Source organism: Sphingobium sufflavum, assembly GCF_021403115.1.
In the GTDB taxonomy this organism is placed as follows: Bacteria; Pseudomonadota; Alphaproteobacteria; order Sphingomonadales; family Sphingomonadaceae; genus Sphingobium; species Sphingobium sufflavum.
The window spans coordinates 1-7,917 of record NZ_JAJSSH010000028.1; the positions used below are offsets into that span (position 1 = coordinate 1).

Consider the following 7,917-nt stretch of genomic DNA (forward strand, 5'->3'; position numbering starts at 1 on the left):
ACTGTTATGGAACTACATACGCCGCCCTCCGGGGCGGCGTTGTCGTTTGTGGCGTAGACCACCAGATCCGCCGCGTTCGCGACAACCTCCGCCTCAGGGCCATTGGCGCCGTCGGGACGGACGTTGGCGCTCTCGATCAGCTGATCCATCAACTCCGCGGCTTCCGTGCGGATGACGGCCTCGTTCAGCGTTTCGCGCAGCGCGCCGATCTTCTGGCTGAACTTCTGCACCAGTGCTGGATGCGGTAGAATCTGGGCGACAGGGTTCGCAGATGCTGTACGGGCGAGGCGGCTTTCCAGTTCCGCCTTCTCTGCTTCGCGATCCGCCAACATCTTCATCGCCATCGGACTGACCAGCCCGGTCAGCAGATTGGCAGACAGGTTTTCCAGTTCTTTCTCGATCACCGTTAGACGGTTCTTCCCGACCTGATCGCGATCGACCTGAGTGCCCGTGATCTTCGCTACCTCCCGGTTGAACGTCTCCGTGAAAATATTTGCATGTTCCTCGGTGAAGAGATGATGCTGCAGTACGGCCATGGCGGCCTGCTCCAGTGCGCCTTTGCGCACTGACAGTTTGTTGCCGCAGGTGCCGCGTTCCTTCTCTCCGGCACAGCGGTAATAATCCTTCCCGCTGATCGTGTAATTGGAGCCGCAACTGCTGCATTTTATAAGGCCGGACAATAGATGCTTCTTACGCGGCTTGCCCGCAGGTGATTGCATTTTGTCGCTGTGCTCCTGTTTCGGTTCACCGGAGATCGACCGCCGCTCCATCTCGGCTCGTACCGCGTCCCAGAGTTCCTCGTCGATGATACGCAGGTCCGGCACTGCAACTTCGATCCATTCAGATCTGTCACGCAGGCGATAGCGCCGTTCACGCATCTCGCTATCGGGATTACGCCGCCATTGCCGGCGACCCCAGACCAATCGCCCAACATAGAGTGGATTGTTAAGAATTCCGGTAACGGCCTTAGGGTTTCCACGAATCGTCGAAGCATTCCATTGGCGGCCGCGCGGACCGGGAATGCCCTCTTCGTTCAGCGCCGTGGCGATTGAAATGGACGAGAGCCCATTTGCAAAATCCTGAAAAATTCTCCTGAGGACTTTGGCCTTAGCCGGGTCGATTTCGAGATGGCCTGCCATCGGTTCCCCATTGGCGTCGAGCATGAACTTCTTCTTATACGCATATGCCCGCCCACCTGCGAAGCGTCCCGCCGCAACAGCGGCCGCCATACCCCGCAAAGTCTTCCCGATCAGTCCCTTTAGGAAGATCGTACCGACTAGGGCCGCTACGCCGAATTTAACCTCATCGACGTGATGCTCGGTCGCGGTGTAGAGTTCGACGTTGTGATACCTCAGCTTCTTTGCAAGCCACGCTACGTCTTCTGCATCGCGGGCGATGCGTTCAAGTGCTTCGCATACCACGATATCGGCCCCGCCATTCGCGACCATGGTGAGCAATTTCTTGAGGCCTGGACGACCGCGCTTGTAGCCGGATTCCGCCGGGTCATGGAATGTGGCGACAACGGTGCCGCCGAGACTCTCGACCAGCTTTTCACAGGAAGCGGTCTGGTCCTCGCTCGACTTCGGATTTTGCATGGACGTCGAATGGCGACCATAGGGATGATGCGGGGTGCTGTATTCTTCAGCATGGCACTATTCCGTTCTTGATGCACTCGACCGAATCCGATGGCAGCCGCCGAACGGCTCAGGGATTGAGGATTCGATCATGTCTGGTGGTCCTCGGTCCGAGGAAATTGGGCGCAGGATGAATCAGCCACGCCGCTTTGGCAATGCTCTGCCGCTGCCGCACGTGCCATGAGGCGGATAAGCTGTTGCAGGGTCTGCTGAAATTCTGCACCCGACGGGCATGGCATGACCGTGGCAGCGACGGAGGGAACCGTCTTCGCTTTTTGTGGCCTCGAGGCCGTTGTGCTCTTCCGCCCAGTCATGCAGGCGTTATGGGATTGTTAGCATCCTGCCCTGCAAAAGCGTCATGTGACGCAACTAAAAAATTTCAGTTTCCCAGCGGCTGCGATTCCGACGGACATCGGATCCCGTTTGGCGACGCTGCGGGAGGAACTGCGCTGGAAGCAGTCGGAACTGGCTGATCGCAGCGGTGTTGCGGTGGGCACTATCAGCAAGATCGAGAATTGCGAAGTGGACGGCGGTTACTGCATCCGCGGTCGCATGCCACGGGCCGATACTTTGCTGCGGTTACTCGCGGCGATGTTCGAAGGAGGTGCTGACTTCGAATTAAAGGAAGTTGTGCCGCACTGGCCAGAGGCAACGCCGGGCCGCCCCTTAGGCTATGGTCCCCTAAGCCACTTGCGTCGTCGCCAGCTGGGCTTGAGTCTGGAAGAGGTCGCAAAAATCGCGGAAGTCGATATTGCCCCTCTCGCGGTTCGAAAGAAACGTGACGCCTCACTCCACCTTGTACAAATTCAGAACATCCGGGAACGGCGATGTAATTCCGGAGCTGCATTCGAAGAAGCTGGCGAATGCGTTGCAATTTCAGACCGTTGAGGAACATCGATCCTGGTGCATCAACCAGGAATATGGTCAGTAGCTCCACGCTTATTGCCGCCATCCGTCCACGCTTCAGTGGCGTAAATGTCGGCATGCCGATCAGTCTCCCTCATGAACTGAAGTGGCTGCAATTGGTGAGGTCATGCCGCTTGGCGATGCGGCATGCCAAGGGCGGTCGGCAGACCGCGTCCCGGAAGGGGAATCTCCGAGTGTCCTCAGGGTTTTTGAGGAAAATTTAGGAGACTGAAATGACGCATCAATGCAATCTGGAAACCGTCAACCGTTTCGCCATCGCAGCTGCCAAGCTGCTTCGTCATGAGCTTAATCAAGAATTCGCAGCGGATGGCTGCTCGGTCATCGTCATTGCGGGACCCGCTTTGGACAAGCGCCTGTTTGATAAGTGGACGATAGAAGCGGGTGAACAGCAGATGGACATCGTCTATCTAGCGTTTAAAGCGGGCCGCGAACATCTCGGACCCACGAGCGCGAGCATCTTCGCTGAACGCTCAGGCGTCGTTTTCCGCTATACCGACTGCGCCCGCTGGTCGCCCAAAGACGATGGACCGCTGCTTATCATGCCTTCCGGCCTCAACGTCTGCTTTGCTCATGATGACCGGGCGCTGGTCTCTTTCCCGTCGCGCCCCGCCGGTTCCCTCCGCAGCGGCATCGCCCGCGCTCGCGTGAGATTGCGCCTTGCGGCCAATGCCGTGCCAAGCGAGCATCTTCGTCACGTGCAGACGGCTTGGCCGCTCGCCGCCTGACAACAACGGGGGCTTCCCGGATAGACCGGGGAGCCGCCCCATCTCGCAGAAACGCGACTCAGTCGGTTTCATTTTCGTTGGTCGTTTGCCCTAGGGTCAGGACTCACTGATCAGAGCCAGAAGATGACGGTGGCGGCGGGGGCGATGGCGGAAAAGAAGGCTGTCGGAGATCGATCATAGCGTGTGGCGACGCGGCGCCAGTCCTTCAGGCGTCCGAACATGATCTCGATGCGGTTACGGCGCTTGTAGCGACGCTTGTCGTATTTGACGGGCTGGAGCCGGGATTTTCGGCCCGGGATGCAGGGTTCGATACCCTTCGCCTGCAAGGCGTCCCTGAACCAGTCGGCGTCATAGCCCCGGTCGCCCAGCAGCCAGCGCGCCTTTGGCAGGTCGTCCAAAAGCGCTGCCGCCCCTGTGTAGTCGCTGACCTGCCCAGCGGTCATGAAGAAGCTGAGCGGCCGGCCATTGGCGTCAGTGACGGCGTGAAGCTTCGTGTTCATACCGCCTTTCGTGCGACCGATCAGGCGCCCGAGATCCCCTTTTTAACCCGCAGGCTCGATGCCGTGCGGTGTGCCTTCAAATAGGTCGCATCGATCATGACCGTCTTCGGATCGGCACCCTCGGCCGCCAATCCTCCATCATGCGGAGGAAGACGCCCATCTCGCCCCAGCGCTTCCAGCGATTATACAGCGTCTTGTGCTGACCATAGTCCTTGGGCGCATCCCGCCAGCGCAGCCCATGGCGATTGACGAAAACGATGCCGCTCAACACCCGCCGATCATCAACGCGGGGCTTGCCGTGGCTCTAGGGGAAATACGGCCGCAGACGCGCCATCTGCTCGTCCGTCAGCCAGTACAGGTCGCTCATTATCAGTCTCCTCACGGAGCCTGAATCAGATCGCGCCTCTCACATCAATGGGGCCTGACCCTAGCAAGATGGGCCTTGCGCACCTTGAATGACGCTGGGTCCTGCAGCAGCTTGGTCGTCTCAAGATAGGCTTCGATGATATATTCGGGCGGAGGCAATATGTCCGCCACCAGATCACTGATCTTCTGGTTCTCATGATGAACAGGTCCGCAAAACCGAACCTTGTTGAAATGATTACCAGCTATGGCCGCAGCGATCAGCAGTCCTGCAAGCAGGCACGCACCACCTCTTCGGACGACATTCTCAATGCTGATTATCTCTCTCCCCAGAAATATTTAAAATATCTTGGTTAAGAAATAAAAGAACTCCCCTTCCGTAATAATACAGTTGTGGTACGAAAGAGTCCAATTGCGGATCGCCATCAATGACCGATACGGCGGAGCTTGAGGCTTCATAGAGCGATGTAGACATGGACTCGGAAACGTCGATGCGCTCTTGATAATTGCGACTGAGGTGCTTCCATCTGGTCACCCATCCGGAGGTTCGCTCGACGACCCATCGCGGGGTAAGGCTTTGAAGCTGGCCTCCTTGTCGTTACGGCGGACAATCTCCAGAACGAAGTCGTGATAGGTGGCAGCGACCATGAGGCGGGTCCGATCAAGACGCGGCCGTTCGAGCGACGCAGACCCGATCTGCGTCCACCGAGTATGTCGGTTGGTTTGTTAGTGCATTGCCCCTAGCGCCGCCATGCTCCGGTGAAGGTGGAGCAAATCGGAGCTGGAGGCAGGATGTGGCAGTCTCGCCGTTTTTAAGTGCCGGAGGCCGATAGCCCCAGGGATTACGTGACGCCGCATCTCTACTTCGCACTCAAGCAGGTCATCCAGCATGGTTGTACCTCAGTAATCTTACTTACCGGCAATTCACTTCATCAGAAGTTCCTCGTCCTACGATGGGTTTTCGAACAGCTCTACAGGGCAATGAGAGGAACCATCATGGCGCTACCGCCTCGAACATCCCCATGTTGGCAACGACTTGCCACAGGCGGACTGGAACGGATCAAGACGGAAAATCTCGGAACGCGCATGCTCATCAAACGCATTGAAATGAGCAAGTCAGGAGCCCCTGAAAAGGCCGCTGAGATTTTCGAATATTACACCAAATGGGAACGGGGCCTGGCACATGAAATCGCACAGTTCGCTTGAGTTCGCCGAAGCGGTCGTCAATGACCTTATCGACGTCGACATCGTAATCCAGCTCATCCATGCTGGCATTTCCTTGATGGTTGCAGGCCCTGAGCATGTCTTGGACCAATTGCCAGCGGGGAACTGGATTGGCGGCACAACGCCTTATTTCATGACCCATGAAGGTGGCAAGATCGTTTCGGACGGGCAGCTGTTCGTCTCGGAACTGTCTGCCATCGGCCGGGTGACCGTCGCCAGCTTCGATGCGGCATCGCTAGCAGACATTTCCGGGACGGCGCCAGATCGGGGTTTCGCCCTGGCAATTATGCCGGCGTTATCGTCGTGCCATGAACGCTTCGCGCTGGAGGCTCCCTTCTATCCTGCAACCTTTCTAAAGCCCGTTGTGGGCTGGATTGCGGGCTATGATCTCAAGAAGGGCGGCACGCCTTACGTTTATGACGGTCGCGGTCCCTACAAACTCGCAGACGGCGCCGTGGCACTCCATGTTGAGTGGGACGACGATCGGCTCGCATGCCCGAGCATCGTCAATCCCTTCCGACCAGATCTGGCAAGCGATATTCTGACATTCGCTGGCGAAGGCTTTGTCCAGACTCATTGCATTATAGATGGGCATCGGCTCGAGCTGGCACCCTATCTGAAGGCTAAAGAGATCGACGATGGACATCGGCCGCTCGTTGGCGACTATGGGGGTGCGTCGATCAATGTCTCAATCCAGAACGTGGACCATGACACGGGCGCGGTGACTTTCTACGCACCGGTGTTCAAGGGCGTGGACTATCGGATCGCTCTCGGTCTCGATAATTATCGGGCAGCGTTCGAAGCTGCACAGCCCAAAAATGAAGACGACATTCCGTTCTGGTCGTGCAACTGCATTCTGAACTTCATGCTAGGAAAGCTGGAAGGCCAGTGTGTCGGTAATCTTGCGGGTCCTGTCACCTTCGGTGAGATTGCCTACCAGCTTCTCAACCAAACTACGGTGCAACTGCACCTGATTTGAGAAACGCGGCGGTCCGGGCCAGCGGACGGGTAAGGAGGCATTCTCGGGGTGATGCCTCCTTATTTCGATAACGTCAGTGTCCGTTCCGAACCAGTGCAACGGTCACGTCGAAATGCAGTTTCAATTCGTGGCGATGTGTCAAGGTCGTGAAGATTTCGACTAAGCCCAATGGAAAATTCATGAAGGGGCACCGAAATGGTTCGACAGATCATCACTTTCGGCATCGGGGAACAGGCGCTTGGGATCGACATTATGGCGGTTCGAGAAATCCGCGCATGGTCGTCTGTGGCACTTGTGCCACACGCTCCTGATTATGTGCTCGGAGTAGTCAATCTTCGAGGATCCGTTCTGCCCATTGTTGATCTGTCAGCACGGCTTGGATGGGGAAAACGGTGCCCGGCGAGCGGCACGTGATCATCGTGGTGCAATTGGCGAGTGGCCTTCAAGGCTTCATCGTCGATGCAGTGAGCGACATCGTTCTGCTGGCCCAAGATGCCCTCCAACCTGCCCCCAGGCGTGGCCGCCACGGGGCTAGCAAAGCTGGTCTCGCTGTTTCCGTGGAGACGAAAGCGCGAGACCTGATCGGTCAGCTGGGAAGCCTGTTCGGACAGGCTGCGCGCCGCCGCGTTGCTTTCCTCGACCATCGCGGCATTCTGCTGCGTCATTTCGTCCATGTTGGAAACGGCTGTATTGATTTGACCCAGATTGCTTGCTTGCTTGCGCCTGCGCAGAGCGAGCGATCTCCTCGATAACAGAGCGCAGTTCCCCGAAGCGACGAGACTGCACCGTTGAAGTCCGCCTGGATGCAGCCATATTCTCCGGGTAGGTTGCTCACCTGCGGTGTCAGATCGCTGGCGGCCAGGGCGGCGAGCGCGTTGCCCAACTGATCGACGACCTGCCGAATTTTGTCCTCGGTCTCATCGAAATAAGTCGATAGAGCCACGTCCATATCCAGCATGGCGACCTTGACGAACACAGGCAGCCGTCTAGCCAGCGCCCGGCGCCCCGGCACGAACCGCCAAAGGCCCGGCGCCACCATACCATCGATCATATGCTCAGCGACGAGAGCATAGCCGCCTATGTACCATTGCGGCTTCAGGCCGATGCGCGCATGCACCCGACCGATATTCACCGCACGCCGGAAATACTCGTCGTTGATGCCGTTGGCGAAGGCATCCAGCCAGTGTGCGCGCTGCGCATTTTTGGCGCTATCCATTTGCGCCTGTCCGCTTAGAGGCTGTGTCGGAACGCTGATGTAACGGTGGACGATCGAGTTTCGATATGATTCCGAGGGGTTGCGACACCAACCTTGGAAGCCATCATGTGGAACCCGACCGCCCGCGCGCATCATAGCCGTGCAGAGCTTCGCTATGGAAGCGATCTTACCGACGCGGAATGGCATTTGATCGAGCCGTATTTGCCCGCGCCATGCCAATGCGGACGGCGACGGCGTTGGCCGATGCGCGAGATTTTCGAGGCTATTTTCTATTTGCTGCGGGCAGGATGTCCTTGGCGGCTTCTGCCCGACAGCTTTCCGCCATGGCGCACAGTCTACCGATGGTTTT

Annotated in this window: 7 protein-coding genes and 2 pseudogenes; 6 read left to right on the forward strand and 3 right to left on the reverse strand. The window is 57.7% G+C overall.

The window, feature by feature from the left end; all coding sequences use genetic code 11:
• Positions 1–1,595, reverse strand: a 1,595-nt coding sequence (locus LWE61_RS20330; protein WP_234152476.1) for a recombinase family protein, incomplete at its 3' end; no start/stop codon positions are given.
• Positions 1,596–1,994: 399 nt separating this feature from the next.
• Between LWE61_RS20330 and LWE61_RS20335 the strand changes: the two genes are divergently transcribed.
• Both LWE61_RS20335 and LWE61_RS20340 read left to right on the forward strand, forming a co-directional pair.
• On the forward strand, positions 1,995–2,522 hold the full coding sequence (locus LWE61_RS20335) for a helix-turn-helix domain-containing protein (protein WP_234152477.1): 528 nt from the start codon (positions 1,995–1,997) through the stop codon (positions 2,520–2,522).
• 251 nt (positions 2,523–2,773) lie between these two features.
• Complete coding sequence (locus LWE61_RS20340) at positions 2,774–3,286, forward strand: hypothetical protein (protein WP_234152478.1); 513 nt, start codon at positions 2,774–2,776, stop codon at positions 3,284–3,286.
• 110 nt (positions 3,287–3,396) lie between these two features.
• Here LWE61_RS20340 and LWE61_RS20345 read toward each other — a convergent pair.
• A pseudogene (locus LWE61_RS20345) lies at positions 3,397–4,153 on the reverse strand (IS5 family transposase).
• Between the two features lie 842 nt (positions 4,154–4,995).
• Between LWE61_RS20345 and LWE61_RS20350 the strand changes: the two are divergent.
• The 3 genes and pseudogenes from LWE61_RS20350 to LWE61_RS20360 all read left to right on the forward strand — a co-directional run bounded on the left by LWE61_RS20350 (position 4,996) and on the right by LWE61_RS20360 (position 7,104).
• Entirely contained in the window at positions 4,996–5,355 is a 360-nt protein-coding gene (locus LWE61_RS20350; RefSeq protein ID WP_234152479.1) for a hypothetical protein, read from the forward strand.
• Positions 5,333–6,352: a DUF6976 family protein gene (locus tag LWE61_RS20355; RefSeq protein WP_234152480.1), complete on the forward strand. Its 1,020-nt coding sequence runs from the start codon at positions 5,333–5,335 to the stop codon at positions 6,350–6,352. Before LWE61_RS20350 ends, LWE61_RS20355 begins: the two co-directional genes overlap by 23 nt.
• Before the next feature lie 252 nt (positions 6,353–6,604).
• Positions 6,605–7,104 (forward strand): annotated as a pseudogene (locus LWE61_RS20360) (chemotaxis protein CheW).
• Here the strand turns inward: LWE61_RS20360 and LWE61_RS20365 are convergent.
• Positions 7,014–7,568, reverse strand: a complete 555-nt coding sequence (locus LWE61_RS20365; protein WP_234152481.1) for a protoglobin domain-containing protein — start codon at positions 7,566–7,568, stop codon at positions 7,014–7,016. The pseudogene LWE61_RS20360 and the gene LWE61_RS20365 overlap by 91 nt on opposite strands.
• Positions 7,569–7,673: 105 nt before the next feature.
• On the opposite strand from LWE61_RS20365, the gene LWE61_RS20370 reads away from it, so the two are divergent.
• Positions 7,674–7,917: transposase (locus LWE61_RS20370; protein ID WP_234152482.1), on the forward strand; the 244-nt coding region annotated here is incomplete at its 3' end.